A 23,221-nucleotide genomic window follows, 5' to 3' on the forward strand; every position below is an offset into this window, starting at 1 on the left:
CTGTATTCGTTGAGTTAAACTATCCCCATATTATCGGCATTACGGGGTATTGACGGCATCACGTTATGGCGACCTTACATGACCTGCAGGGCCGCCAGGAACTTTTGCACAGACGACGGCGATGGAATCTTGCACCAATCGTGCCAAGGTGGACGCAAACTCAAGGCAAACCATGGCGAAGCAAGGGCAGACCACCGACAACGGACTCGATCGGCTGACGTCGGCGGCAACGCAGGCTGGCACATCGGCAAAGGAACTGCCGCCGGTGCATTTGTGGAATCCGCCATTCTGCGGCGATCTCGACATGCGAATCGCCGGTGATGGTAGCTGGTACTACATGGGCACGCCAATCGGGCGGCCGGCGCTGGTGCGGCTGTTCTCGACGATCCTCAAGCGCGAGGGTGACCGCTATTTTCTGGTCACGCCGGTGGAGAAGGTCGGCATCCGCGTCGATGATGCCCCCTTCACGGCCGTAGAAATGCGGACGGAGAGCGATGCGCGCGGGCCGCTGCTGCATTTCCGCACCAATGTCGACGACTGGGTCGCGTGCGATGCCGAGCATCGGCTGCGCTTCGAGCCCGGCGAGAGCGGCGGGCTGACGCCCTATCTGCATGTGCGAGCCGATCTCTGGGCCAAGGTGACGCGGGCGCTGTACTACGAGCTTGTTGACATGGGTGAGGAGCGGATGATCGATGGTCGTGTGATGTTCGGCGTGGGGTCGGGCGGCGCGTTCTTCCCCATGGCCGATGCAGCAGAGGTGAGGGCGGCGCTTTGAACCAGCCCATGGTGAGGAACAGGACCGCTGAACTCAGTTCGGCCGATTTCTTCGCGCGGGGCCGCGCGCGGCTGCACTTCGACGTTCCGCAGGCCCTGCTCGATCCGGACGTCATTCCGGCCAGTGGAGATTCCGGCACCGACCGCATGCTCGAGATCATCTCCCGCGAGCAGCCGATCCGCCCCGCGGCGGTGCTGATCCCGGTGGTCGACCACCCCGAGCCGACCGTCCTCCTGACCCAGCGCTCGCCGAACCTCTCGAGCCATGCCGGACAGATCGCCTTTCCCGGCGGCAAGATCGACGTCACCGATGCCTCTCCGCTCGATGCCGCTCTGCGCGAAGCCGAAGAGGAGATCGGGCTCGACCGCAGCTTCGTCGACCCGATCGGCTATCTCGACGTCTACGGCACCGCCTTCGGCTTCCGCATCCTGCCCACGGTGGCGCGGGTGCGGCCGGGATTCACGCTCAAGATCAACGAGGGCGAGGTCGACGACGCCTTCGAGGTGCCGCTGGCCTTCCTGATGGACCCCGCCAATCACCAGCTGCATTCCAAGGAGTTTCGCGGCATGGAGCGTTCGTATTACGCGATGCCGTTCGCCGAGCGCTACATATGGGGCGCGACAGCGGGCATCCTTCGGGTGTTGTACGAGCGGATCGGTCGGCCATGATCCGTGGCGTATTGACGGAAATCGGAATTTTCCTCATTCCTTTTGCGGTTTATGTGTTGTTCTTGCTCGCGACCAAATCGGGGCTGTTGGTGCCGGCCAACTGGCCCTTTCATCTGACCACAAAATTGACGGTGGCGGCGCTGGTGCTGGTGATTGCAAGTCTGGTCCTGCTCGCCGAGTTCTCCGGCGCGCCGCCGCGTTCGACCTACGTCCCCGCTCATGTCGAGAACGGCAGGCTCGTTCCAGGGGTCGAGAAATGATCGACGCGCGGGTGCTGCACGCGCCCTGGCTCTCGTCCGGTCCCGCCGCGCGCGTGCTCGCGCTGCTCAATTGCGATGGCGAGGAAGCACGGGTGGTCGGCGGCGCCGTGCGCAATGCGCTGCTCGGCATCGCCATCGGCGACATCGACATCGCGACCACGGCGCTGCCGGCGGAGGTGCTCCGGCGTGCCAAGGCGGCGTCGATCAAGAGCGTGCCGACCGGCATCGACCACGGCACCGTGACGCTGGTGCTGGACGGCCATCCGTTCGAGATCACGACCCTGCGCGAGGACACCGAGACCTTCGGCCGCAAGGCCAAGGTCGAGTTCGGCCGCGACTGGGTCGGCGACGCGCACCGGCGCGACTTCACCATCAATGCGCTCTCCGTCGGGCCCGATGGCGTGGTGCATGATCACGTCGGCGGCCTCGCCGACATCGCCCAGCGCCGCGTGCGCTTCATCGGCGACCCCGCCCAGCGCATCGCCGAGGACTATCTGCGCATCCTGCGCTTCTTCCGCATCCATTCGGCGTTCGGTCACGGCGCCCCCGATTGCGAGGGCTATCTGGCCTGCATCGCCGGCCGTGCCGGGCTCGCCACGCTGTCAGCCGAGCGCGTGCGCATGGAGATGCTGAAGCTGCTCGTCACCGACGGCGCTGTCGGCGCGGTCACGGCGATGGCGGATGGCGGGTTGCTGACGGCGATCCTCGGCGGCGTCGCCTATCTCGGTCCGTTCGCCGCGATGATCGGCATCGAGCGCGAGCTGGAGCTTTCGCCGAGCCCGGTCCGCCGTCTCGCGGCGCTCGCGGTCGCCGTGACCGAGGATGCGCGCCGTCTCGGCTTCAGGCTGAAGCTCTCCAACGCCGAGACCAAGGCGCTCGACGGCATGGGCCATCGCTGGTGGCGGTTCGCTTCCGCCGACGAGGCGCGAGTCCGGCGTCTGCTGTATCGTCTCGGCGAGACCGTCTATCGCGACCGCCTGATGCTCGGCTGGGCGCGGGCGCGCGATCGCGACGACCGGCGCTGGCGCGAGCGTGCGCTGTTGCCGCAGCGCTTCACGCCGCCGAAATTGCCGTTGAAGGCGGCCGATTTCATCGCGCGCGGGGTTGCGGAGGGGCCGCTTCTCGGTCATGTGCTTACCCTCGCAGAGGATGCCTGGTTAGCCGCGGACTTCCCGCTCGACGAGGCATCGCTGAATGCGATCGCCGATCAGGCGGCGGCGCGTGTCAACCGCGACGGACGTTCATGAATTTTCTGGCAGGTTTTGCCGACATCTCGCTGCTGCAACTCCTGCTCGTCGCTTCCGTCGCTCTATTCGCTTCCATCATCGGTGGTCTTGCCGGCTACGGCACCGGCGCTCTCATGCCGCTCGTGCTGGTGCCGATGGTCGGGGCCGAGCCGGTCGTGCCGATCATCGCGATCTCGGCGATCCTCACCAATCTCAGCCGTGTCGTCGCCTATATCAGCCATGCCGACCGTACGCGCGCCGGAATCGTCATCGCGGCAGCCGCGCTCACGACCGCGCTCGGCGCCTACGGCTACACGCGACTGACCAATGCCGGCGCGGCGTTCGTGATCGGCACGATGCTCATCATGAGCGTTCCGCTGCGGCGGATCCTGCGCAAGCGCGAGGTCAGGATCGGCAATGGCGGGCTTGCTGCCGGAGCGGTCGGCTATGGCGTGCTGGTCGGCGGCACCTCCGGCTCCGGCGTGATCCTGCTGTCGCTGCTGATGGCCGCCGGCCTCGAAGGCGCCGCGGTCGTCGCCACCGACGCGATGATCTCGGTGGCGACGGGCGTCATCAAGATCTCGGTGTTTGGTTTGGCCGGCGTGGTCACCGTGCAGGTCCTGGCGTTCGCACTGCTGATCGGCGCGGTCGCGGTGCCCGGCGCGTTCCTCGCCAAGGCCTTCGTCGCGCGCATGCCGGTGCACATCCACGCCGCCATCCTCGACGCCGCCGTCATCACCGGCGGCGGCGTGATGATCGCATCAGCGCTGCGGCATCTGCTGCCGGCGGCGTAGCCTTCCGGCGTCAAGCCACCTGCTGGTCCGTGTCCCGATCGGATGGCGTGATGGTGCCGGTCTCGGCGCGTGCCACGATGGCATCGAGCGCGGCGACGGCGCGGGTGGTCACCTCGTCGAGCGGCGGCACCATGCCGCCGGAGGCGAGCTCGACCCGGTTGCGGCCCTTGTGCTTGGCGCGGTACAGCGCGCCGTCGGCGACGCGCAGGATCTCCGTCAGATCGAGGTCGGCCTCGGGATAGGCGGCGACGCCGACCGAGATCGTCCCCCGCGGCAGCATGCCCACGCCATAGCTGATGTTGAGCGCCTCGACGCGGGCGCGCAGCTCCTCCGCGCGCATCGACGCGCTGCTCGACCTCGTCGAGAGCCGCCTGATCAAATGGCGTCCCAACGTCGCCGAGCGCCCGGCCTGAGGCACGACGCGGCCATCCACGAAAGGCCGAAGCGCCGGTCCTGACGGGCCGGCGCTTCTGTCATGTCAGCCTGATGTGGCCGCGGCCTGCATCAGCCCCACTTCATCTCGCCCTTCGCCACCTTGGCGCCGATGTCGAGGGCCACGCCCATGCCGAGGCCGGGGAACTTCGCCTCCATTGCGGCCTTCAGGGCTGCGGCGTCCTTGGCCTTGGCGAGCTCCTCCTCGAACGCGATGAGATAGGACTTGGTGTGCCGAACACCCGACAGGTCGGTGGCGGCGTCCGCCACGGCATGGCCGGCGACCACCACCGTCGGAGCGCGTGCAGCGATCTTGTCGAGGGTCGCGATCCAGGCTGCGCGCTGCTCCTTGCTCTGGGTGTCGGCCGTCCAGACATGGACACCCGAGAAGATCATGACGCCGCCGAATACGGCTGCGAGCGAGGGCACCCAGAGATAGCGCCGATTGGCCAGCCCCTCGGCGGCGACGATCTCGATCGTCTCGCCATCGACCGACAGCGACGGGCCATCGAACGGTTCGGGCAGAACGATGTCGGCCATCGTCTGCGGGCCGTTCTCCTTCAGCTGCGGGCCCCAGACGGCGAGCTTCTTCTCGACATTGCCCTTGATCGCCTCGATGGTCGCCGTGGCGGCGATCACCTTCACGCCGGGAAAGGCCTCGCGGATCGGCTTGAGGCTGAAGTAGTAGTCCGGGTCCGACTGGCTGATGTAGATGGCCGTCAGCGTCTTGCCGCTCGCCTTGATTGCGGCCGCCACCGCGCGGCCGTCCGGATAGTTGAAGCCGCCGTCGATCAGCAGTGCTTCGGTGGGGCCCCTCAGCAGCACGGGCGCGCGGAAGAAGCCGTTCGGACCGGCGGGAAAGTGTGTCCAGACCAGCTTGCTGCCAGCGGCACGGCCGCTGTCCGATGCACCGAGAATGGCTGCGGCGGTCCCTGCAATCGCTGTCGTCATGATCTGTCTCCGTGTCGGCATGTCAGTCTCTTTCTTGGAGTGATAAAACGATGAGGCCGGGCAGCAGGCGGCGCTCCGGCCGTGTGCGACGGCTGGGTGGATTGTGCCAGGCATCGAGTACGGAGCGGCTCAGGCTGCTCCGAGTTGTGCGAGCAGGCCGTCGAGCGGTTCGTACAAGGCGTTGCCCGGCAGCGGCCTCTGCCGCTCGCCGTCACCCGCCAGCAGGGCCGGGACACCGGACAAGCCGTAGCGTCGCATCAAGCTATGCGCGGTCTGGAGCCGGCGGCCATAAGCCTCGACCAGCGCGTGATCCCGGGCCAGCATCCGCTCGGCGGCGCTCGCAAGGCCCTGCGCTCGAAGGACTTCGCCGACGCCCGCGACGCTCACGATGTCCTGCCCGTGTACGTAGCGCGCAAGCTGCAGCTCCTTGAGGACCGTGAGCTCACGGCCGGGGTCGGTGACGTGGACCGCCGTCAGGCCGAGCGATGCGGCTGTCGAATCGAAGGCGCCGCCCGCGCCGAGAATGCGGGTGCGGTACGCGTCGGTGAAACGCTGGCCGGTCTGCTTGGCGATGCGCTGGTCGTTGCTCCAGGCATATTCGGAGAATTGCGCATCCATCCTGCCGGCGCCACGGCCGGCGAACAGGCCAGTGGGCAGCAGCTCGAGCGTGATGGCGTCGTGGGCGGCGAGCGTCTCGACCGCCGGGCCGGCGCCGTAGCACCATCCGCAGAGCGGGTCGAACAGATAGGTCAGTCGCATTTCCGGAACCCTGTCTTGGAGCGGCATGGCGCCGAGATAGCGGGTTCTCGTTTGTTCATAAATACAGCATAATGAGACAGACTGTATGCTGTTAATGGACAATAGAAGGAGCCGCCGGCATGGAGGCGATCAATCTCAACCGCCTCGTCTATTTCGCGGCCGTGGTGGACGCAGCGTCCTTTACCCGCGCGGCCGATCGGCTCGGGATCACCAAAGCCGTGGTCAGCCAGCAGGTCGCCCAGCTCGAGCGCGAGCTCAGGACCGACCTGCTGGTGCGGACCACGCGCAGGGTCGAGCCGACGGAAGCCGGTCGCCTGCTGCATGCCCGCTGTGCTGCCATCCTGCGCGAGGCCGAGAGCGCATTGGCCGAGCTGGCGCAGAGCAACGCCGAGCCGATGGGACTGTTGCGCATCGCCGCGCCGAACGACTACGGCACCTGCACGCTCGCCGCGATCGCAACCGAGTTCTCGCGGACCTATCCGGCCTGCCGGGTCGAGCTGATCCTCGCCGACAGCAAGATCGACCTCGTCGCCAGCCAGATCGATCTCTCGATCCGCGTGGGATGGCTCGACGATTCCACCCTGCAGACCCGCCGGGTCGGCAGCTTCCGGCAGCAGCTGGTGGCCGCGCCGAACGTGGTCAGGCGCGTCGCGCATCCGCGCGACCTCGCCGCGTTGCCGTTCATTGCGAATGCCGCGCTGAGGGAGCCGCTCACCTGGCAGTTCATGAAAGGCGACGTCGAGCGCGAGAGCGTCGAGATGAGCCAGACGCTTACCATCAACACCACGCCGGCGGTGCTCGCCGCGACGCTGGCCGGCGGCGGCCTGGCGGTGCTGCCCGATTTCCTGATCAGGGACGATCTCGCGGCCGGCCGCCTCGTGGCCATCCTGCCGTCCTGGACACTGCCGTCCGGAGGCATCCACGCCGTGTTCCCAGCGGCGCGCTTTCGCCCGCCGAAGGTGACGGCCTTCGTGGCGATGCTGATGGAGGCGCACAAGCGCGCAGTCGCCGGAGGTCCGCGGCGCGCGAAGTGACGCCGGCGCCGCGCGGGCCTAGCCCGCCGGCACCAGCTCGGTCAGCGAGCGGATGATGCGGTCGGGCTTGACGTCGGTGCCTTCCGGCAGGCCGTCGCCATGGACGTCGATCCAGATCGAATAGATGCCGAGCCGCTGCGGCGCGACGATCTCCCATTCGAGATTGTCGCCGATCATCCAGGTGTCTTCCGGGCCGACGCCGAGCCGCTCCATCGCGTGCCAATAGGCGCGCTCCTCGGGCTTGCCGAAGCCGTGCTCGCCCTCGATCTGGATGTGGTCGAAGCGGTGCGCCAGCGCGAAGCGCTCGATCTTGGCGCGCTGCTGGCCGGCCTCGCCGTTGGTGACGAGCGCCAGCCTGACGCCGCGCGCCTTGAATGCGTCGATCGCCTCATGCGCGCCGGGGAAGACGAACATCTGCTCGTCGCGATAGCCGGTGAAGCGATCGGCGATGCGGATCGCGAGCTCGGTCGGTAGAGCAGGACCGTGGCCGGCGAGCGCCGCGAAGCCGTCCTTCACCACCTCCTGCCGCGCCTGGATCAGCTTCATCCGCCATTCGGCGCCGGCGACCGACCAGAAGCTGCGTGCCGAGGCCAGGATCGCGGCGGCCACCGCCTGCGGCGTATGCGGCGCGAGTTCGTCGGCAAACTCGGTGGCGACGATATTCCAGGCGATCTCGGGACGGCCATAGGCCGACAGGATGGTGTCGTCCATGTCGATCAGCATGGCGCGGGGCAGGGCGGCGGTCATGATCAATCTACGCGGTTCAACAAATCGAGTTTCAGGGCCATTTCACCTCGGGCGGCATCGAGGACAGAATGCTGTCGACATTGCCGCCGGTTTTAAGCCCAAATGTGGTGCCGCGGTCGTAAAGCAGGTTGAATTCGACGTAGCGGCCGCGGCGGATGAGCTGCTCCTCGCGGTCGGCGGCGGTCCAGGGGCTGCTGAAATTGCTCCGGACAAGCTCGGGATAGACCTTCAGGAAGGCGCGGCCAACATCCTGGGTGAAGGCGAGGTCGGCCTCCCAGTCGCCGGAATCGTGATGGTCGTAGAAGATGCCGCCGATGCCGCGCGGCTCCTTGCGGTGCGGCAGATAGAAGTACTCGTCGCACCAGCGCTTGTACTTGTCGTACGAGGCCACCGCGGCATGGGCGTCGCAGGCGCCCTTCATGGCGGCGTGGAAGGCCAGCGTATCCGCGTCCTCCTGGGTGCGGCGGCGGTCCAGCACCGGCGTCAGGTCGGCGCCGCCGCCGAACCAGGCTTTCGTCGTGACGACGAAGCGCGTGTTCATGTGCACCGCCGGCACGTGCGGCGACCACAGATGCGCGATCAGCGAGATGCCCGAGGCCCAGAACCGCGGGTCTTCCGAGGCGCCGGGAATCTGGCTGCGGAATTCCGGGGCGAACTCGCCATGCACGGTCGAGCAGTGCACGCCGACCTTCTCGAACAGCCGGCCGTGCATCATGCTCATGACGCCGCCGCCGCCCGGGCCGCCGGCATGGTCGGTGCGCTCCCACGGCGTTCGGACGAACCGGCTCGGTGTGCGCGGATAAAGGTCAGCCGGCGCCTCGTCCTCGAGCCGCTCGAACGCCGCGCAGATCTGGTCGCGCAGGCTCTCGAACCAGGCGCGGGCGCGGGCCTTGCGATCCTCGATGGCGGCGGTGGTCATGGACGTTCCCCTGGCACATTGGCGCTCACCCTGCCATCAAGCGTCCATGACAGCCGGAGGTGACAGCGCTGTTGTCGCTACGGTTCGGTCCTACCACAATCGATCAGCCCTGCGGACCGAAATAGGTGCAGGTCTCGCGGCAGCTGTCGCGGTGGACGCTGACCTTGGTGACATGGCCGATCGAGCGGACGCGCTCATAGATGAAGCGCGACAGGTTCTCGAGCGTCGGCAGCCCGATCGCCTCGATCTTGTTCAGGAACTTGTGGTCGAGCATGGCCTGGATCTCGCTCAGCCGCTGCGTCAGCACGCCGAAATCCACCACCATGCCGGTCTCGGGATGGGTCGCATCGCCGCGCACCGTCACCTCGGCGCGGAAGGAGTGGCCATGGATCTCCTGGCTGGCTTCGCCGAGCGTCGTGATCGGCAGCGTATGCGCGGCCTCGAAGGTGAACGACTTGGTCAATTCCCACATCGTGTCAGTCACAATCCCTACCTGATGCCGATCATCTTGTGCGTCTGCAGACTGAGCCGCCATTCCGGATGATGCTGGCAGTAATCAATGGCGCGCGCCGTGTTCGCGGCCGCTTCGGGCCCGTCCATCGGCTGCAGTGAGAAGCGCTCGAAGGCAAGCCCCGCGAACGTCTCCGGCTCGGCCCCGTGTTGCGGGTAGACCAGCTTCAGCTCGTGGCCCTGCCGCAGCTTCAGCTCGGCGCCGGCCTTCGGGCTGACGCAGATCCAGTCGATCCCGTCGGGCGGAATGAGCGTGCCGTTGGTTTCGACCCCGACCGCGAAGCCGCGGGCGTGGAGCGCCTCGATCAGGTCGGCATCGACCTGCAGCAGCGGCTCCCCGCCGGTGAGGATCGTATAGCGGTCGGCGGCCCCGCCTGTCCATTGCCCGCCGATGGCCTCGGCCAGGGCTGCGGCGGTCTCATAACGGCCGCCCAGCGTGCCGTCGGTGCCGACGAAGTCGGTGTCACAGAACCGGCACGTCGCGGTTGCGCGATCGGCCTCGCGGCCGCTCCACAGGTTGCAGCCAGCGAAGCGGCAGAACACGGCAGCGCGGCCCGCCTGGGCGCCTTCGCCCTGCAGGGTCATGAAGATTTCCTTCACCGCGTAGCTCACCCTCCGGCTCCTTGTGCGGATTGCAATTGGACGAATTGTCCGGTCTGGCGCAGCGCCTCGCCGGCGGCCATCGCCGCGGCCATCGCCACGTTCAGCGAGCGCAGCCCCGGCTGCAGCGGAATCCGCAGCCGCGCATCGGCGACCGCCGCCACGCCGTCCGGCACGCCGGCGCTCTCGCGCCCGAGCAGCAGGATGTCGTCCGGGCCGTAACTGAAGTCGAGATAGCAGGTCGCGGCCCTGGTCGTCAGCAGCAGCAGGCGATGGCCCTCTGCGGACCGCCAGGCCTCGAACGCGCTCCAGGAATCGTGCCGCCGCCAATTCAGTTGGTCCAGATAGTCCATGCCGGCGCGGCGGAACTGCCGGTCGGACACAGGAAAGCCCGCCGGTTCGATGATGTGGGCCGCGAGCCCGAGGCAGGCGCACAGGCGCAGAATCGTTCCGGTGTTCTGCGGAATGTCGGGCTGATAGAGCGCGATCTGCATGCGAATTGGTCTTAGGACTGAGGCGGAAAGTCCGCTTCCGAAGCGGGAATTGGTGCATGGCGTGCTGCAGGGCCGATAGCGGGCTTGCGCTCGTATCGCAAGGGTGCCAATAGAACGATTCTGGACGGCTTGTTCCCCAGGGGCGGTGGAGCGAGCCGTTTTCTGCCGCCGCGGGGGACGCGGGCGCCGGCAGGATCTCCCGGTCACGTGATCTCCAAGGTCGAGATCGTAAGACGTCGAGCGGGGCGGTTCCACCGGCTGCAACGAAGAAAGGGTTGGAATCGTGACAGCGTCTACTGCGGATCATCCGACACGCCGGGATTTTCTTTTCGTCGCCACGGGCGCTACCGCGGCTGTCGGTGCTGTGGCCGCCCTGTGGCCCTTCATCTCCCAGATGAATCCCGATGCCTCGACCATCGCGGCCGGTGCGCCGATCGAGGTCGATCTCGCGCCCGTCGCCGAAGGACAGGACATCAAGGTGTTCTGGCGCGGCAAGCCGATCTACATCTCCCACCGCACCAAGAAGCAGGTCGAGGAGGTCCGCGCGGTGCCGGTGTCGAGCCTGCCGGATCCGGCGACCGACCAGTCCCGCACCAAGGACGGCCACGAGCAGTGGCTGGTCGTGATCGGCATCTGCACCCATCTGGGTTGCATCCCGATCGCCCACGAAGGCAATTACGACGGCTTCTTCTGCCCGTGCCACGGTTCGCAGTACGACGCCTCCGGTCGCGTCCGCCAGGGGCCGGCGCCGCTCAATCTTCCCGTCCCGCCCTATCAGTTCGTTTCCGACACCAAGATCCAGATCGGCTGAGCAGACGTTCGTCTTGAGCTCACGCTCGATCGTGCAAGATAATTTCTTCAGGAACGCATCATGAGTGGACCTTCTGACTACCAGCCGAGCCACCCCGCCTTGAAGTGGCTCGAGCAACGACTTCCGATCATCGGCCTGGTCCACTCGTCCTTCATTGCCTATCCGACGCCGCGGAACCTGAACTATTGGTGGACGTTCGGCGCCATCCTCTCGATGATGCTCGGCATCCAGATCGTGACCGGCGTCGTCCTGGCGATGCACTACACGCCGCATGCCGACCTCGCCTTCAAGTCGGTCGAACTGATCGTCCGCGACGTGAACTACGGCTGGCTGCTGCGCAACATGCATGCCTGCGGCGCGTCGATGTTCTTCCTCGCCGTCTACATCCACATGTTCCGCGGCCTGTATTACGGGTCATACAAGGCGCCGCGCGAGGTGCTCTGGATCCTCGGCGTCATCATCTACCTCCTGATGATGGCGACGGGCTTCATGGGCTACGTGCTGCCGTGGGGCCAGATGAGCTTCTGGGGCGCGACCGTCATCACCAATTTGTTCTCGGCCGTGCCGTATTTCGGCGAGAGCATCGTGACCCTGCTGTGGGGCGGCTACTCCGTCGGTAATCCCACGCTGAACCGCTTCTTCGCGCTCCATTATTTGCTGCCGTTCCTGATCGCCGGCGTGGTCGTGCTGCACGTCTGGGCGCTTCACGTCACTGGCCAGAACAACCCGGCCGGCGTCGAGCCGAAGACCGAGAAGGACATGGTGCCGTTCACGCCCTACGCGACGATCAAGGACTTCTTCGGCGTCGCCTGCTTCCTGATCTTCTATTCCTGGTTCATCTTCTACATGCCGAACTATCTCGGCGAGGCCGACAACTACATCCCGGCCAACCCGGCGGTGACGCCGGCGCACATCGTGCCCGAATGGTACTACCTGCCATTCTACGCGATCCTGCGCTCGATCCCGAACAAGCTCGCCGGCGTGATCGCGATGTTCGCGGCCATCATCGTGCTGGTGTTCCTGCCCTGGCTCGACTCGGCCAAGACCCGCTCCAACAAGTACCGTCCGCTCGGCAAGCAGTTCTTCTGGATCTTCGTCGTCGTCTGCATCGGCCTCGGCTATCTCGGCGCGCAGCCGCCGGAGGGTGTCTATGTCGTGCTCGGCCGCATCCTGACGGTGCTGTACTTCGCCTACTTCCTGATCGTGCTGCCGCTGCTCGCGCGCATCGAGCGGCCGCGCCCGCTGCCGAACTCGATCGCTGACGACGTGCTGGCCAGGTCCGGCCGCAAGGCGGCGCCGATGGTCTCGACCGTGATCGCGCTGGTCGCCGCGGTGTCGCTGCTCGCCGGCAGCATGGGCGACGCCCGTGCCAGCGAAGGCCAGGAGAACCCGCCTTCGGCGAAGTGGTCGTTTGCCGGTCCGTTCGGCACCTTCGATCGCGGCGCCGTGCAGCGCGGCCTCAAGGTCTACAAGGAAGTCTGCTCGAACTGCCATTCGCTGCAATATGTGGCGTTCCGCAATCTCGCCGAGCCCGGCGGCCCGGGCTACTCGCCGGCGCAGGCGGCCGCCTTCGCGGCCGAGTACAAGATCAAGGACGGTCCCAACGACGCCGGCGAGATGTTCGAGCGTCCGGGCCGGCCGGCCGACTACTTCCCGTCGCCGTTCCCGAACGAGCAGGCCGCACGGGCCGCCAATGGCGGTGCGGCCCCGCCGGACCTGTCGCTGATGGCCAAGGCGCGCTCCTACAAGCGCGGCTTCCCCTGGTTCCTGATCGACTTCTTCACCCAGTTCCAGGAGCAGGGCCCGAACTACATCAACGCGCTGCTGCAGGGCTATGAAGAAACCCCGCCGCACGGCGTCACCATTCCGGACGGCTCGTACTACAACAAGTACTTCCCCGGGCATGCGATCAAGATGCCGCCGCCGCTGTCCGACGGCCAGGTGACGTTCGACGACGGCTCGCCGGCCACCGTGAAGCAGTATGCCCACGACGTCGCGACCTTCCTGATGTGGACCGCCGAGCCGCACATGGAAGCGCGCAAGCGCATCGGCTATCAGGTGTTCATCTTCCTGATCATCTTCGCCGGCCTGATGTACTTCACCAAGAAGCGGGTCTGGGCCGCCGCGCATTGAGCGGTGATCGGAAACGTCTGATGAAAACGAAAAGCCCCTCCGGGGGCTTTTTTGTTGTCCCTGTGTTAGTTGGGCTCGGGCCAGGGGAGGCCTTGTCCGCGGCGCAGCCGGCAAAACGGAGTTCGCCCATGCCGTCACTTCTCGCCTTCGCCGGCGCCGCCGTGCTGGAGATCGGCGGCTGCTTCGCGTTCTGGGCTTGGCTGCGGCTCGGGCAGTCGCCGCTATGGCTGTTGCCCGGCATGGCCGCGCTCGCCGGCTTCGCGACGCTTCTCACCGTGGCCGACAGCCCGCTCGCCGGCCGCGCCTACGCCGCCTATGGCGGCATCTATATCACCGCGGCGCTGCTATGGGGCTGGCTGGTCGAGGGCCATCGCCTCGATCCGTGGGACGCCGCCGGCGCCCTGATCTGCCTCGCCGGCATGGCAGTGATCCTGTTCGCGCCGCGCGCGATGCCGGTCTAGCGCCCGTAGCCCGGATGAGCGCAGCGACATCCTGGATCGCAACAGTGCCGGCGAGGACCCCGGATGTCGCTGCGCTCATCCGGGCTACGAATCCTCTCACGTTGCAGCGAACCCGATCGCCTCCCGTCGCGCCGGACGCGCATTTGCGGTAAACCCCGCTCCTCAGCTTCCAACAAAACCTGCGGAGGAACACATGGGCACACTGATCAGCTTCAAGCGCCCCGATGGCCAGGAGGCCAAGGGCTATCTCGCCAAGGCCGCGCAGGCCGATGCGCCGGGCGTCGTCGTCATCCAGGAATGGTGGGGCCTGCAGGACCAGATCAAGGGGATGTGCGATCGTTTCGCGCTCGCCGGCTTCAACGCGCTGGCGCCCGATCTCTACAAGGGCACGGTGGTGCCCTATCACGATACGGATGCGGCGGGCCGGGAGATGAACTCGCTCGACTTCATGGACGCGACCACGCAGACCGTGCGCGGGGCCGCGCAATATCTGGCGCGCAACGGCGCCAAGGTCGGCCTCACCGGCTTCTGCCTCGGCGGCGCGGTGACGATCATCGGCGCGACCAAGATCGACGAGCTCGCCGCCGGCGTCGTGTTCTACGGCATTCCGCCTGAGCAGGCGGCGAAGCCGGCCGACGTCAAGATCCCGCTGCAGGCCCACTTTGCCAACAAGGATGATTGGTGCACGCCGGCGCTGGTGGACGGCTTCGAGAAGGCGATGAAGGCCGCCGGCAAGTCGCTCGAGCTCTATCGCTACGATGCCGAGCATGCCTTCGTAAACGAGCAGCGCATGACCGTGCACGATCGCAGGGCCGCCGAGCTCGCCTGGGGCCGCGCCACGGCGTTTTTCCACAAGCACCTCGGCTGAGCTGAGGGCCGGCGCGTCGGTTCCAAACCGCGCCGTGCGGACTCAAACCGCGCGGGCGGTCTTGGTTTCGGCCGAGGGCGCTTCGGCCTCACCAAGAGTCGGAGCGTCGTCTGAAGGAGCCAAGGGGTCGGCGCTGGTCACTGCGTCGGCGGAGCGCCGTCGACGCTTCGTCCGCTTTGCCTGCGCTTCGAGGAAGCAATCGAGCAGCGTCGGCTGCTTCGGGAGCGCATGCGACACTGAGGGCTGTTTGCCGCGGGCCATGTTAACCAAGGTAATTCAATATGGTTAACCAATCATTGCCACACTATTGCAGATAGACAACAGTGTTGCCCTCGCGCACAGCCAAGTTATGTAACTTTTTTGGATTGCGACAATCATGGGTCGATCCCGAGGCGGCGTGCACGCGCGCAACATGAGGTTGTGAGGCACCACACAGCCGCCGGCTGCAGCTTTTCGTCGCTTGGCGCCGTCACGTTTCGGCGAATCACCGGGATCCCGCCGAGATCTGAGCATTGATCATGTTCGAAGCGCGTCGCTTCGTTCGATGTTCGAATTCGCTGCGTCTCGCCGCCGGTTGCATCGCCGAAACAATCTGAGGTAGCGTTCTCCGGTCCCTCTGCTGATGGAGAAAGCCGTGCGAGTGGCCTTTGCGCTGGCCGGGCTGGGCGGCTTGAACGCCCATGGCGCCGGCTTCCTTGACACTGCCCGCGCCTGGGGCGTGACGCCGGATCTCGTCACCGCGACGTCCGGCCAGATCCTGGTGCTGTCGGCGTGGCTTCAGGGTCTCGATCTGCGCAACGAGCTGATGTCCTCCGACCGCCACCGGGATCCGGCGTCGCAGTTGCGCACGGTGATGTTCGGCTATCCCGGGGTGTTTCGTCCCGCCTATGCCGAGGCGCTTGCGCGCTTCGTCTCCTGGCCGGATTGGCGTGACGGCCCGTTCAACGCCCTCGCCGACCGGCTGTGGCCGGCGCAGCAATATGTCCCGGTGCGGAGCGAGGCCGACTTCGCGCACGCGGCGGAGACGCTCAACGCCACGTCGGTCGGCGTCGTGTTCAACACCTATGATCCCGAGACCGGCACCGGCTATCTCTACGGCAACGAGGCGGCGCGGGCGCTGCTGCCGGCGAAGAAGTCGGTTCCCAACGCCCATGCCGTCAAGGCGCGGCAATCGGCGGCCAAGCGCGACCTGCGCTACGCCTCCGAGGTGCTGGCCGAGCGCGCCATCCGCCCGATCACGCCGGAGGCGGTCAAGGCCGCGCTGTGGCTGTCGCTCTACGGCTTCACCAAGCTGCCCCAGGGACAGATGGACGGCGCTTATCACCGCGCCAGCATCATCTCCGAGCTGCACGGTTTCGACCGCGTCTTTGCCGTCCGCCCGCTCGCCGAGGGGTGGCAGGGCCAGGCGCCCGCCAACTGGTTCGAGGTGCAGGACTGGACCACGGAGATGTGGTTCTCGGTCGGCTACAAGGCCGAGGTCGACGCGCTCAAGCGCATCAACGACCTGATCGCGAGCGGCGTGATCACCGATCCGAAATACAAAACCGTGGAGCTGGTCGAGATCCAGCCGGAGACGCCGGCCGGCTACTTCAACTACTTCGTCGAGCGCGGCGAGGTGTATGAGAACGCGGTGGTGGCGACGGAGATGAAGTTCGCCGAGCTGGGGCTGGTGAAGCCGGGGACGTGAGCGGTCGGCATTCAATCACGGCCGCCGCCGCGCAATGCGGTAGCGGCCGTGACGACCGTGGTCATCCTGCGGTGATGGCCCCCACGAGCGCGTCGTTGGTCATCGGCCTGCCGTCGAGATTCCAGGTGCCGTCCACGGCGTGGACGCCGTTGGACCAGATCCGGTCCCTGGCAAGCGCCCCGCCGGAGAGGTCATGCAGGATGTCGGTGGCTTCGCCGAAGAACGCCGTCTGGACCTCGTGACTGGCGAGCGCGAATGACGGCGTCTTGGTCTCGATCCAGGCGCCATCGACCGGCGTGCCGCCGGCGAAGGTATGGCCCTTCGGCAGGATGTTCAGATGGGCCGTGACGTTCGCCCCCATGATCCTGTTGCCCGCCAGACCATGGTGTCTCAGGAACGATTCCGTGATCCGCGCAATGGCGATCGGCGCCTGGTCGTCAGCGATGACGCCTTCGGTGAGTGTGAGACTGATCGGCATGACTCCTCCTGTGCTCGCCCTAGGGCGGTTGTCCCGGGGAACGGCGGTCATTATATAACGACCGTGATCAACCAATAGAATAACGATCGTTATCAGTCAAGCATGAAATAACGATCGCTATGGAAGGCGCCAGATGCGGTACCACGCCGAGCATAAGCAGGAAGCAAAGACGAAGTTGTTGGAGGCCGCGGGGCGCGGCTTTCGCCGGCTTGGCTATGGCGGCATCGGCGTCGACGGCCTCGCCAAGGAAGCCGGGGTCACGTCCGGCGCGTTCTACGGTCACTTCAAGTCGAAGGACGCCGCGTTCGAAGCCGCCGCGTTGGCCGGGCTGGACGATCTCAGGACGGGCATTGCGAGTCTTCAGCAGCAGATGGGAGCGCGCTGGGCCGAGGCGTTCATCGCATTCTATCTCGGAGAACGTCTCCATTGCATCCTGGACTCGAGCTGCGGACTGCAGAGCCTGACGCCGGACGTGACGCGCGCCAGCGAGGAAACGAAGGCCGCCTATGGCACCGCGCTCGAAAGGGTCGCGCAGCAGATCGCAAAGGGGTTGCAGGGGAGCACCGATGAAGCTCGGCTGCAAAAGGCCTGGTCGCTGATGGCGATCCTCTCGGGAGGGGTGACGATGGCGCGCAGCGTCGGCTCACGCGAAGCCCGCGATGCCATCGCCGCCCACCTCAAACAAGCCGCGCTGGCGCTGCTGTAGAGCCGCTGCCGCGCGAGCGCTCGGCTTCGCAAGTTGTGAGGTGCCGCTCGCCCCAACGCCAGTGAGCTCCCCTGTCCGCAAGGGGGAGGGGAGCGCACCGCCAGTTTGGCGGCATGTCGAATCCAACGACGTTTCGATATCTGCTAGCATGGCCTATCAGATGATCCTGGATCCCGCATGAGCACCGAGCCGATCACGTTCGTCGACAAGTCGTCCGGCGACGACGCATGCGTGCTGGTTCGCGTCGTCGGCGATAGCATCGGGTTGGCGCTGTCGTTGAGGACGGACGGCGACATCGAGGTCTTCATGGCGGCCGAAGAGCTCGATCGAGTCATCGGTGCGCTTCAGCAAGCTCGCGCGGCGATGGGGCGCGAGGGAAGCGTCATCGTGACTCGCCCCACGTGAACGCACGTCTGGCAAGGGAGATAACAATTCCCCACGCGATCCTTCATGTCGTCTTCAACATGTCCGCTGCAGGCACGTTGCGCGCTGCGCTCCAGCAGGCTGGGCGCAGCGACCGCGTGATTGGCTTTGCCGACAGCCTGAGCTTTGGTCCGATCAATCCACCCGACCCGGAGCTGCGAACCGCCTGGATGGACCAGGAATTGCAAGTGTCAGGCTGGGAAGAGGTGGGCGGCCAGGCAACATCGTTCTGGGACGAGGCACTCTCGAGCAACAACCGACGGATCGCCTGGTTCACGCGGCGATCGACCCAGGAATATGCCGGCTTCCTCGAACTCCTGTGGCGGCTCGGCGATGAGCCGATCGAGATCGTCGATCTCACCGACACAGTCGTGCGGGCAGGGGAGACTGGGCCGAAGGCGCCACGGCTGGCCGTCAGCCTGGGTTTAGTGTCGCCGGAGACAATTCGCGACAATGCACTGTGGGATCTGCGGACCGTTCTGTCGCCGAGTCGGCGTGATGCCTGCCGAGAACGTTGGGCGCGCCTCAAAGCGGAGAACGCGCCGTTGCGCGTCATTCGCGACGGCGAATTGCTGTCAGCGCCGATCTCGTTCTTCGATTCGGTGCTGCTGTCATTTGCCACGGCCGACTGGCAGAAGACGGCGAGCATTATCGGGGAGGCGCTTTGCGAAACCGGGACGATTGTGCTGCAGACGGGCGATATCGAGTTGTTCGCGCGCGCCCGTGCGCTCGTAGCAGCAGGTCGCCTCGAGTCTCGTGGCGACCTGTTCGATATGCATCGCAGTGAGTTGCGGTTAGCGGGCGGCTGCGCATGACGCGTCAGGAATAGCCGGGTTGGCCGGACCCAGCGCCGCGTCCGCATCAGCCGCGGACCCGTCTAACGTTCCGGGGCCGGCATTGCAGCCCCGCGGCTCTTCTTCAGTTCGCGAACCTCATCCCGGTTGCCTTGGGCCTCGGAGAAATCCGGCGCCAGGGCGATGGCCGCGTCGAAGTCGGCGATCGCGCGATCGTAGTCTGCCTTCTCCTTGTAGGCGAGGCCGCGATTGTTGTAGGCATCGGCATAGCTCGGATCGAGCCTGATGGCCTGATCGAAGTCGACGATGGCCCGGTCGTGATTCCCTTTGTCGTCGTAGGCGATACCGCGACGGTTGAAGGCCTCTGCAAGCTTGCCATTAAGCCTCAGAGCCTCGTCAAAATCGGCGATGGCGCGGTCATGATCGCCTTTCTTGTCGTAGGCCGCGCCGCGGTTCATGTATGCTTTCGCGTGTTGCGGCTCGAGCTTGATCGCCACGCCGAAATCTATGATGGCACGGTCGTGATCGCCCTTATCGTCATATGCTATGCCGCGATTGACATGGGCAAGAACGTGACCCGGATCGCGCCTGATCGTTTCGTCGAAATCGGCGATGGCGTGATCGATGTCACCTGTTTCGAAATACGCGATCCCTCGGTTGAAATGGGCGTTAAGGGCTTTCGCGGGCGTCAGGCCGAATTTGATTGCAGCGCTGTAGTCGGCGATGGCGCGGTCGAACTGCTTCTTGTGTTTATGCACGGCGGCGCGAAGGGTGTATGCGGTGGCGTCAGTCGGGTCGCGTCGGATCGCCTGGTCTATATCTGCGAGACCGCGATCGAAGTCGTTCCTCAGAACATGGACTGCGCCGCGATCAACGTAGGGCTTGGCTTGCTCGGGGTCCAGCGCCAACGTTCGATTGAAGTCCGTGAGCGCCCGATCATAATTTTCTTTCGAGAAGTAGGCCAAGCCGCGATTGTAGTAGTAGAGCGGCTTCTTCGAATCGAGCTTGATCGCCTCGTCATAATCTGCAATCGCCCGATCGTAGTCGCCTTTGCCTGCGTAGGCGAACCCACGATTGTTGCGGGCCGCCGGGTAGGAGGGATCGAGCCTGATCGCTTCGGTGAAATCGGCTATGGCGCGGTCGTACTCCTGTTTCTCATAGTACGCATTGCCACGATTGAAATAGCCGTGGATCTGATCTTGTCCGGACCATCGATCGGACTGCAATGCGAAGGTGCAGCTCTCGATCCGCTGGTCGGCCGGGAAACGGCGGTCCAGGCACCAGGCCAGTGGCGGCTTGCCCTGCGCAACAACGTCGGGCGCCGTCGCCGCGGCAAAGAGGAGCATGGCGGGCAAGGCCAGGGGATGGCGTCGCAAAGGACGAATGCCTTCAGCAAGGGAGACGATGCAGCATAGACCGGGCACTGCATGCCCGGCAATTCGGATATTCGCTCTGCCGATGATCTCCGTGCCGGGCTGGTCGATCATGCGCCGCCCCGCGAAATTCATCAGCCGCCTCAAGCTGATTTGCCCTGTCCAGTCCTTCGCCAAAAAACATTCTTGTTTCTATTTTTCGGAATTCGTGCTCTGATATCTCCGTCCCACCCCGGCACGAGGGGCGTATCGCGATCGTCACGACACGCGGGGTGGAGATGCGGTGGGCGTGTCACGTCGCAGCATGGCAGACGTCGTGCGGACGAACGGCGGGCGCGCACGGTGAAGTCGCATGGTCCTGGCCTCCCGACGCTGAGGCCGCGCCGGTGGTGATGATGATCCGCCGGTCACGGGGGCAAGACAGCCCGGTCCCCGGGGAGAGTGCGTATAAGCCGTCAGACCATCGCGCAGGGAAGGCCGGTCGTCCGGCTGACCTGTGGTGACTGCCGCCTGCTTTTTTTGCTGCAGGCGGGCCACGGGCATCAGCCGATGCCCGGCCTTTCCTGCGCCCTCGACTTGGAGGGCGGAATTGATGATCATCACTCGGGCATCATGTGTCGCGAGAATGCTGCTGCATGTTCCTTTGTCATTCTCGTCGGCGCCAGTGCCTTCGGCTCGCCGGTGCGTATTATTGCGCCCTCGCCCCTTACGGGAGAGGGCATGTAGGACAGAGCGGCATGCTCGGTTGGGTGAGGGGTATGCCTCTGCAAGCGCCGCTGCGGAGAGAGACCCCTCACCCAACCGCGTTAGCGGATGGGCCGCACATGCCCTCTCCCACAAGGGGACCCACAAGGGGCGAGGGCGCTGTATCGGGCAGCCGGCCCGCGGCGCCTCTGTTGATCGGCTGAGGCATCACACCCCCATTTGTGGCCCCGCCGCCCTTGACCCCGGCTGCCCGCCGTGGTCAGTTCCGCCCCATGAGCACCCTTGTCCGCCCAGCCCGTCTCTGGTGGCGCACCTTGTAAAAGGTGGCCGGTGCGATTTGTTTGACATGAGATCGCAGAGGGGCCGCCACGCAGCGGCGGCTTCCGGTTGGTCCTGTGTGGCGTTTCCTCGGCAAATTCCGTAAGAGGACGCCCAAGAGGACCCCATGAACAGGACCGTTTTCGCCCTTCCGGCCCGCAGCGACTACCGCACCTCCAGCGGGCTCGCGATCACGCGCGCCGTCGAGCAGTTTTCCGGTGGCGCCAGCCGGCTCGATGACCTGATCGACCTGCTCGACCGCCGCCGTGGCGTGGTGCTGTCCTCGGGCACGACCGTGCCCGGCCGCTACGAGAGTTTCGACCTCGGCTTCGCCGATCCGCCGCTGGTGCTGGAGACCAAGGGCACTGACTTCACCCTGCAGGCGCTGAACCGCCGCGGCGAGGTGCTGATCGCGTTCCTGAAGGACACGCTGCGCGAGCCCTGTGTGGTCATCACCGAAGCTTCGCCGGCGCGGCTCGCTGGACACATCGTCCGCGGCCCGGCCCCGGTCGAGGAGGACCAGCGCACGCGGCGCGCCAGCGTGATGTCGCTGGTGCGGGCGATGATCGCGGCGCTCTCGGCCAATGACGACCCGCTGCTCGGCCTGTTCGGCGCCTTCGCCTACGACCTCGTGTTCCAGATCGAGGACCTCCAGCAGAAGCGGCCGCGCGAGAAGGACCAGCGCGACATCGTGCTCTACGTGCCGGATCGCCTCTTGGCCTACGACCGCGCCACCGGCCGCGGCGTCGTGCTGTCTTATGATTTTTCCTGGAACGGACAGTCGACGGAAGGCCTGTCGCGCGACACCGACGCCAGCATCTATCTCAAGGAGCCGCGCCAGGGGTTTGCCGATCACGCGCCCGGCGAGTACCAGGCGACGGTCGAGAAGGCCCGCGCCGCGTTTGCCCGCGGCGACCTGTTCGAGGCGGTGCCCGGCCAACTCTTTGCCGAGCCGTGCGAGCGTTCGCCGGCGGAAGTGTTCCAGCGGCTCTGCCGGATCAATCCGTCGCCCTATGGCGCGCTGATGAATCTCGGCGACGGCGAGTTCCTGGTCTCGGCCTCACCCGAGATGTTCGTCCGCTCCGACGGCCGTCGCGTCGAGACCTGTCCGATCTCCGGCACCATCGCCCGCGGCCGCGACGCCATCGGCGATGCCGAGCAGATCCGCCAGCTCCTGAACTCGGAGAAGGACGAGTTCGAGCTCAACATGTGCACCGACGTCGACCGCAACGACAAGGCGCGCATCTGCGTGCCCGGCACCATCAAGGTGCTGGCGCGCCGGCAGATCGAGACCTACTCGAAACTGTTCCACACGGTGGATCACGTCGAGGGCATGCTGCGGCCGGGCTTCGACGCGCTCGATGCCTTCCTGACCCACGCCTGGGCCGTGACCGTGACCGGCGCGCCAAAACTGTGGGCGATGCAGTTCGTCGAGGACAATGAGCGCTCGCCGCGGCGCTGGTATGCCGGCGCCATCGGCGCGGTGAATTTCGACGGCTCGATCAACACCGGCCTGACGATCCGCACCATCCGCATGAAGGACGGGCTCGCCGAGGTCCGTGTCGGCGCCACCTGTTTGTTCGATTCCGATCCCGCGGCCGAGGATCGTGAGTGCCAGGTCAAGGCGGCGGCGCTGTTCCAGGCGCTGCGCGGCGATCCGCCGAAGCCGCTGTCGTCGACCGCGCCGGATGCCACCGGCTCCGGCAAGAACGTGCTGCTGATCGATCACGACGACAGCTTCGTTCACATGCTGGCCGACTATTTCCGCCAGGTCGGCGCCAACGTCACCGTGGTGCGTTATGTCCACGCGCTGAAGATGCTCGCCGAACGAAGCTGGGATCTGATCGTGCTGTCGCCGGGGCCAGGCCGCCCCGAGGACTTCAAGATCTCGACGACGATCGACGCTGCGCTCGCGAAGAAGCTGCCGATCTTCGGCGTGTGCCTCGGCGTGCAGGCGATGGGCGAGTATTTCGGCGGCCAGCTCGGCCAGCTTGCCCAGCCGGCGCATGGAAGGCCCTCGCGGGTCCAGGTGCGCGGCGGCCGCCTGATGCAGGGCCTGCCGAACGAGATCGTCATCGGCCGCTATCATTCGCTGTTCGTCGAGCGCGACAGCATGCCGGAGGTGCTGACCGTCACGGCGGCAACCGAGGACGGCGTGGCGATGGCGATCGAGCACAAGACGCTGCCGGTCGGCGGCGTGCAGTTCCATCCGGAATCGCTGATGTCACTCGGCGATGCCGTGGGTTTGAGGATCGTGGAGAATGCGTTCCGGCTCAATCAGCCGGAGTGAGAGGT

Annotated in this window: 25 protein-coding genes; 15 read left to right on the plus strand and 10 right to left on the minus strand. The window is 66.0% G+C overall.

Annotated features, from left to right (window positions below; translation table 11 throughout):
- The first annotated feature begins 172 nt into the window (after positions 1–172).
- The 5 genes from QW887_RS08750 to QW887_RS08770 are packed head-to-tail and all read left to right on the plus strand — an operon-like array spanning position 173 to position 3,723.
- Entirely contained in the window at positions 173–775 is a 603-nt protein-coding gene (locus QW887_RS08750; RefSeq protein ID WP_316175824.1) for a DUF1285 domain-containing protein, read from the plus strand.
- A gap of 8 nt (positions 776–783) precedes the next feature.
- Positions 784–1,443 (plus strand): CoA pyrophosphatase, encoded by a 660-nt coding sequence (locus QW887_RS08755; RefSeq protein WP_409998624.1) that lies wholly within the window; start codon positions 784–786, stop codon positions 1,441–1,443.
- On the plus strand, positions 1,440–1,703 hold the full coding sequence (locus QW887_RS08760) for a DUF6111 family protein (protein WP_315717295.1): 264 nt from the start codon (positions 1,440–1,442) through the stop codon (positions 1,701–1,703). The genes QW887_RS08755 and QW887_RS08760 overlap by 4 nt, the downstream gene beginning before the upstream one ends.
- The gene (locus QW887_RS08765) at positions 1,700–2,950 is read left to right on the plus strand and encodes a CCA tRNA nucleotidyltransferase (RefSeq protein WP_315750396.1); all 1,251 of its coding nucleotides are present in this window, start codon (positions 1,700–1,702) and stop codon (positions 2,948–2,950) included. The genes QW887_RS08760 and QW887_RS08765 overlap by 4 nt, the downstream gene beginning before the upstream one ends.
- Complete coding sequence (locus QW887_RS08770) at positions 2,947–3,723, plus strand: TSUP family transporter (RefSeq protein ID WP_315750397.1); 777 nt, start codon at positions 2,947–2,949, stop codon at positions 3,721–3,723. Before QW887_RS08765 ends, QW887_RS08770 begins: the two co-directional genes overlap by 4 nt.
- 10 nt (positions 3,724–3,733) lie before the next feature.
- On the opposite strand, the gene QW887_RS08775 is transcribed toward QW887_RS08770, so the two are convergent.
- The 3 genes from QW887_RS08775 to QW887_RS08785 form a co-directional block, all read right to left on the minus strand.
- A complete protein-coding gene (locus QW887_RS08775) occupies positions 3,734–4,156 on the minus strand; it encodes a diguanylate cyclase (protein WP_315750398.1) in 423 nt (140 codons plus the stop codon).
- A gap of 71 nt (positions 4,157–4,227) precedes the next feature.
- Positions 4,228–5,127 carry an MBL fold metallo-hydrolase gene (locus tag QW887_RS08780; RefSeq protein ID WP_315717291.1) on the minus strand — a complete coding sequence of 300 codons (900 nt, stop codon included), beginning with the start codon at positions 5,125–5,127 and terminating at the stop codon, positions 4,228–4,230.
- A gap of 108 nt (positions 5,128–5,235) precedes the next feature.
- Positions 5,236–5,865, minus strand: coding sequence for a DsbA family protein (locus QW887_RS08785; RefSeq protein ID WP_316175822.1), 630 nt, complete (start codon positions 5,863–5,865; stop codon positions 5,236–5,238).
- A gap of 119 nt (positions 5,866–5,984) precedes the next feature.
- Here QW887_RS08785 and QW887_RS08790 point away from each other — a divergent pair, with 119 nt between their 5' ends.
- Complete coding sequence (locus tag QW887_RS08790; protein ID WP_315750399.1) at positions 5,985–6,899, plus strand: LysR family transcriptional regulator; 915 nt, start codon at positions 5,985–5,987, stop codon at positions 6,897–6,899.
- Positions 6,900–6,917: 18 nt separating this feature from the next.
- Here the strand turns inward: QW887_RS08790 and QW887_RS08795 are convergent, their stop codons facing one another.
- From QW887_RS08795 to QW887_RS08815, 5 genes are all read right to left on the minus strand, one after another.
- Complete coding sequence (locus tag QW887_RS08795; RefSeq protein ID WP_315750400.1) at positions 6,918–7,646, minus strand: HAD family hydrolase; 729 nt, start codon at positions 7,644–7,646, stop codon at positions 6,918–6,920.
- 31 nt (positions 7,647–7,677) lie between these two features.
- On the minus strand, positions 7,678–8,565 hold the full coding sequence (gene hemF / locus QW887_RS08800; RefSeq protein WP_315717287.1) for an oxygen-dependent coproporphyrinogen oxidase: 888 nt from the start codon (positions 8,563–8,565) through the stop codon (positions 7,678–7,680).
- A 103-nt stretch (positions 8,566–8,668) separates the two neighbouring features.
- On the minus strand, positions 8,669–9,037 hold the full coding sequence (locus tag QW887_RS08805) for a 6-carboxytetrahydropterin synthase (protein WP_315750453.1): 369 nt from the start codon (positions 9,035–9,037) through the stop codon (positions 8,669–8,671).
- A gap of 17 nt (positions 9,038–9,054) precedes the next feature.
- Positions 9,055–9,687: a 7-carboxy-7-deazaguanine synthase gene (gene queE, locus QW887_RS08810; protein ID WP_316193427.1), complete on the minus strand. Its 633-nt coding sequence runs from the start codon at positions 9,685–9,687 to the stop codon at positions 9,055–9,057.
- Positions 9,684–10,169: a tRNA (cytidine(34)-2'-O)-methyltransferase gene (locus QW887_RS08815; protein ID WP_315750403.1), complete on the minus strand. Its 486-nt coding sequence runs from the start codon at positions 10,167–10,169 to the stop codon at positions 9,684–9,686. Before QW887_RS08815 ends, queE begins: the two co-directional genes overlap by 4 nt.
- 280 nt (positions 10,170–10,449) lie before the next feature.
- On the opposite strand from QW887_RS08815, the gene petA reads away from it, so the two are divergent.
- From petA to QW887_RS08840, 5 genes are all read left to right on the plus strand, one after another.
- Complete coding sequence (gene petA, locus QW887_RS08820; RefSeq protein WP_315717369.1) at positions 10,450–10,980, plus strand: ubiquinol-cytochrome c reductase iron-sulfur subunit; 531 nt, start codon at positions 10,450–10,452, stop codon at positions 10,978–10,980.
- A 60-nt stretch (positions 10,981–11,040) separates the two neighbouring features.
- Positions 11,041–13,113: a cytochrome c1 gene (locus tag QW887_RS08825; protein ID WP_316167450.1), complete on the plus strand. Its 2,073-nt coding sequence runs from the start codon at positions 11,041–11,043 to the stop codon at positions 13,111–13,113.
- A 128-nt stretch (positions 13,114–13,241) separates the two neighbouring features.
- Complete coding sequence (locus QW887_RS08830; protein ID WP_316175820.1) at positions 13,242–13,574, plus strand: YnfA family protein; 333 nt, start codon at positions 13,242–13,244, stop codon at positions 13,572–13,574.
- 193 nt (positions 13,575–13,767) lie between these two features.
- Positions 13,768–14,442 (plus strand): dienelactone hydrolase family protein, encoded by a 675-nt coding sequence (locus tag QW887_RS08835; protein ID WP_315717281.1) that lies wholly within the window; start codon positions 13,768–13,770, stop codon positions 14,440–14,442.
- A gap of 634 nt (positions 14,443–15,076) precedes the next feature.
- Positions 15,077–16,129: a hypothetical protein gene (locus QW887_RS08840; protein WP_316175819.1), complete on the plus strand. Its 1,053-nt coding sequence runs from the start codon at positions 15,077–15,079 to the stop codon at positions 16,127–16,129.
- Between the two features lie 61 nt (positions 16,130–16,190).
- Here the strand turns inward: QW887_RS08840 and QW887_RS08845 are convergent, their stop codons facing one another.
- Positions 16,191–16,607, minus strand: coding sequence for a 4-oxalocrotonate tautomerase (locus tag QW887_RS08845; RefSeq protein ID WP_316175818.1), 417 nt, complete (start codon positions 16,605–16,607; stop codon positions 16,191–16,193).
- 133 nt (positions 16,608–16,740) lie between these two features.
- On the opposite strand from QW887_RS08845, the gene QW887_RS08850 reads away from it, so the two are divergent.
- The 3 genes from QW887_RS08850 to QW887_RS08860 all read left to right on the plus strand — a co-directional run bounded on the left by QW887_RS08850 (position 16,741) and on the right by QW887_RS08860 (position 18,551).
- Entirely contained in the window at positions 16,741–17,313 is a 573-nt protein-coding gene (locus QW887_RS08850) for a TetR/AcrR family transcriptional regulator (protein ID WP_315717278.1), read from the plus strand.
- A 177-nt stretch (positions 17,314–17,490) separates the two neighbouring features.
- The gene (locus tag QW887_RS08855) at positions 17,491–17,718 is read left to right on the plus strand and encodes a hypothetical protein (RefSeq protein ID WP_315717277.1); all 228 of its coding nucleotides are present in this window, start codon (positions 17,491–17,493) and stop codon (positions 17,716–17,718) included.
- On the plus strand, positions 17,715–18,551 hold the full coding sequence (locus QW887_RS08860; protein ID WP_316175817.1) for a DUF3658 domain-containing protein: 837 nt from the start codon (positions 17,715–17,717) through the stop codon (positions 18,549–18,551). The genes QW887_RS08855 and QW887_RS08860 overlap by 4 nt, the downstream gene beginning before the upstream one ends.
- Positions 18,552–18,613: 62 nt before the next feature.
- Here the strand turns inward: QW887_RS08860 and QW887_RS08865 are convergent, their stop codons facing one another.
- Positions 18,614–20,038, minus strand: coding sequence for a tetratricopeptide repeat protein (locus QW887_RS08865; RefSeq protein WP_316175816.1), 1,425 nt, complete (start codon positions 20,036–20,038; stop codon positions 18,614–18,616).
- A 1,015-nt stretch (positions 20,039–21,053) separates the two neighbouring features.
- On the opposite strand from QW887_RS08865, the gene QW887_RS08870 reads away from it, so the two are divergent.
- Positions 21,054–23,216, plus strand: a complete 2,163-nt coding sequence (locus QW887_RS08870) for an anthranilate synthase component I (RefSeq protein WP_316183787.1) — start codon at positions 21,054–21,056, stop codon at positions 23,214–23,216.
- Positions 23,217–23,221 lie beyond the last annotated feature (5 nt).

The sequence above is a fragment of the Bradyrhizobium sp. SZCCHNRI3052 genome, from assembly GCF_032484895.1.
Taxonomy (GTDB): Bacteria; Pseudomonadota; Alphaproteobacteria; order Rhizobiales; family Xanthobacteraceae; genus Bradyrhizobium.

Coding starts and splice junctions, on each gene's coding strand:
- QW887_RS08760 (WP_315717295.1), top strand. CDS start 1,440: ATGATCCGTGGCGTATTGACGGAAATCGGAATTTTCCTCATTCCTTTT.
- QW887_RS08785 (WP_316175822.1), bottom strand. CDS start 5,865: ATGCGACTGACCTATCTGTTCGACCCGCTCTGCGGATGGTGCTACGGC.
- QW887_RS08790 (WP_315750399.1), top strand. CDS start 5,985: ATGGAGGCGATCAATCTCAACCGCCTCGTCTATTTCGCGGCCGTGGTG.
- QW887_RS08755 (WP_409998624.1), top strand. CDS start 784: ATGGTGAGGAACAGGACCGCTGAACTCAGTTCGGCCGATTTCTTCGCG.
- QW887_RS08750 (WP_316175824.1), top strand. CDS start 173: ATGGCGAAGCAAGGGCAGACCACCGACAACGGACTCGATCGGCTGACG.
- QW887_RS08870 (WP_316183787.1), top strand. CDS start 21,054: ATGAACAGGACCGTTTTCGCCCTTCCGGCCCGCAGCGACTACCGCACC.
- QW887_RS08865 (WP_316175816.1), bottom strand. CDS start 20,038: ATGAATTTCGCGGGGCGGCGCATGATCGACCAGCCCGGCACGGAGATC.
- QW887_RS08795 (WP_315750400.1), bottom strand. CDS start 7,646: ATGACCGCCGCCCTGCCCCGCGCCATGCTGATCGACATGGACGACACC.
- QW887_RS08830 (WP_316175820.1), top strand. CDS start 13,242: ATGCCGTCACTTCTCGCCTTCGCCGGCGCCGCCGTGCTGGAGATCGGC.
- QW887_RS08835 (WP_315717281.1), top strand. CDS start 13,768: ATGGGCACACTGATCAGCTTCAAGCGCCCCGATGGCCAGGAGGCCAAG.
- QW887_RS08855 (WP_315717277.1), top strand. CDS start 17,491: ATGAGCACCGAGCCGATCACGTTCGTCGACAAGTCGTCCGGCGACGAC.
- QW887_RS08825 (WP_316167450.1), top strand. CDS start 11,041: ATGAGTGGACCTTCTGACTACCAGCCGAGCCACCCCGCCTTGAAGTGG.
- QW887_RS08765 (WP_315750396.1), top strand. CDS start 1,700: ATGATCGACGCGCGGGTGCTGCACGCGCCCTGGCTCTCGTCCGGTCCC.
- hemF (WP_315717287.1), bottom strand. CDS start 8,565: ATGACCACCGCCGCCATCGAGGATCGCAAGGCCCGCGCCCGCGCCTGG.
- QW887_RS08770 (WP_315750397.1), top strand. CDS start 2,947: ATGAATTTTCTGGCAGGTTTTGCCGACATCTCGCTGCTGCAACTCCTG.
- QW887_RS08815 (WP_315750403.1), bottom strand. CDS start 10,169: ATGCAGATCGCGCTCTATCAGCCCGACATTCCGCAGAACACCGGAACG.
- QW887_RS08850 (WP_315717278.1), top strand. CDS start 16,741: ATGCGGTACCACGCCGAGCATAAGCAGGAAGCAAAGACGAAGTTGTTG.
- QW887_RS08805 (WP_315750453.1), bottom strand. CDS start 9,037: ATGTGGGAATTGACCAAGTCGTTCACCTTCGAGGCCGCGCATACGCTG.
- QW887_RS08845 (WP_316175818.1), bottom strand. CDS start 16,607: ATGCCGATCAGTCTCACACTCACCGAAGGCGTCATCGCTGACGACCAG.
- QW887_RS08780 (WP_315717291.1), bottom strand. CDS start 5,127: ATGCCGACACGGAGACAGATCATGACGACAGCGATTGCAGGGACCGCC.